This window comes from Moorena sp. SIO3I8, from assembly GCF_010692325.1.
Lineage (GTDB): Bacteria > Cyanobacteriota > Cyanobacteriia > Cyanobacteriales > Coleofasciculaceae > Moorena.
On the sequence record NZ_JAAHHW010000305.1, the window covers coordinates 1 to 1,966 of the forward strand.

Sequence of the window (1,966 nt, forward strand, 5' to 3'; positions counted from 1 at the left end):
GCTTTAGCTTGTTATTATATAGTTTAGGGATAGAAAGGGAAACACCAAGGCAGGGGTTAGAGGTAAATCTATAGGTAAATCTATATCGTTTTCGTTGATGCATATATCATTGTCTTGATGCAGTCGCTCATGGGGAGGGGCTGTGTGCGGAACCTGCGTCCGCACCTTGTAAGCCCCGTGGAAACCCCCAAGACCGCGCTGCATCGCTAAATTTGTCAACTTTGATTATTGTTGATTATTAGTGAACTAAAGCCCTAGTAGTAGCCATAAACCCTATAATAATCTCTGTGACGTACTCCCGACGTTGCCCTAACGGGACAACGCGGGCTTCTTACCAACACCACCTACTGGTTCGGTTGCTCGGTCAGCTTTACTACTGACGGGACGCCCCACCGCCAAATACAGGATATTTTTAGCCGCATTTACATCCCTGTCTTCTGTGTATCCACAATGAGGGCAAGAATGGATGCGGTCTTTTAGTTTCTTGGGAACTTTTTTGCCACAATTAGAACAGTTTTGGCTAGTGTTTCGGGGATTTACAGCCTTCGTTAGTAATCCAGCATTTGCAGCTTTGACTGACAAGATAGACAGAAATTGACCCCATCCAGCATCCAAAACTGATTTAGCCATTTTGGTTTTGGCTAGACCTTTGATATTGAGCTTTTCGTGAGCTACTATATCGTGGCTATCTAGTAGCTCCTTTGCGGTCTTGAAATGGAAATCTTTTCTGGTGTCCGCTACTTTTTTGTGAGCTTTTCCAAGTTTAACAACAGCCTTCTTTCTGTTGTTACTCCCTTTCTTAGAGCGACTAACAGATTTTTGAACTTTCTTAAGTCGTTTTTGAGCCTTTCGGTAGTATTGAGGAATTGGCACCTCAGTTCCGTCAGACCTTATCAAGAAAGACTTAAGACCCATGTCTATGCCGACGGGATTGATGACACTATCGATCGGGATAATATCCGGGACAGTATCATCTTGGATTGACAGCGTTGCATAGTAACCGTCGGCTTTTCGGGTAATCGTGGCCGTTTTTACCTTGAATCCATCAGGAATTTGCCTGTGGTAAATCATCTTGACCTGTCCAAATTTTGGCAGGGTCAGAATATTGCCTTTGATCGGATCCTTAGTGAGAGAAGGAAAGGTAAACGAGCGGTACCTGTTCTTGCTTTTAAATCGTGGTTTTCCGCTCTTGTTTCCATTGCAATCCCCTTTCAGGAATCGTTTAAAAGCTAGATCTACCCTTTTGACACAATCTTGAAGGACTTGAGAATGAATTTCCTTGTACCATGGCCTATCTTTCTTCAGTCCAGGTAGAGATTTCTTTTGAGAGAAATAATCAGGATTATTTCTAAGTTCGGGAAGATGACAAACAAGAGGACAATAATTTGTAGCAGACCGATTTTGCTCATACCAGCTAAATCGGTCTGCCAAAAGGTAATTGTACTGACAGCGCAGCAGATCTAGCCATTTCTCTATCTTGGAGATCTGCGATTTATTTAACCTGAGTCGGTATTGATATGCTAGTCTCATCTTGTTTTCTCCTGGTAATCGACCTATTATTAGTATAGTATATACAATTACATATGTTAATTCATAAATGAAAGATAAAACATTAATGATCAGGTTAACTAGCTTCGATAAAAAGCAACTCAAACAAGAGGCTGAACGTAGAGGAATGACCCCGTCTGAACTGCTCAGAAGTTTAATAGCTCGTTTTCCTCTTCCCAAGGATTCCTAGTTGACAATTCCGTTTCACTTCATTGTCCCGCTATCATCCCGACGCTCACCCTATCGGGTAGAGCGCGGGGCTTCTCGCGGATCAGCTAAAGCTCTGGCCGTATAACCCCCTTCCGGATCTTCCTCAACCAAAAACACAACCTCGCTCATGCTCATGACTCCCCCATTCTTGTCTATCGTTATTATGGCATAGGGAGATAGGGAGCTGGGGAGCTGGGGAGATGGGGAG

The 1,966-nt window shown here is 43.4% G+C and carries 1 protein-coding gene; it reads right to left on the reverse strand.

What is annotated here, in order from left to right; genetic code table 11:
- Window positions 1-309: 309 nt before the first annotated feature.
- Entirely contained in the window at window positions 310-1,530 is a 1,221-nt protein-coding gene (locus tag F6K51_RS36455; protein WP_293030836.1) for a transposase, read from the reverse strand.
- Window positions 1,531-1,966: the final 436 nt, after the last annotated feature.

Bases quoted from the DNA above. Each gene is read 5' to 3' on its own strand.
- F6K51_RS36455 (WP_293030836.1), bottom strand. From the start codon at position 1,530: ATGAGACTAGCATATCAATACCGACTCAGGTTAAATAAATCGCAGATC.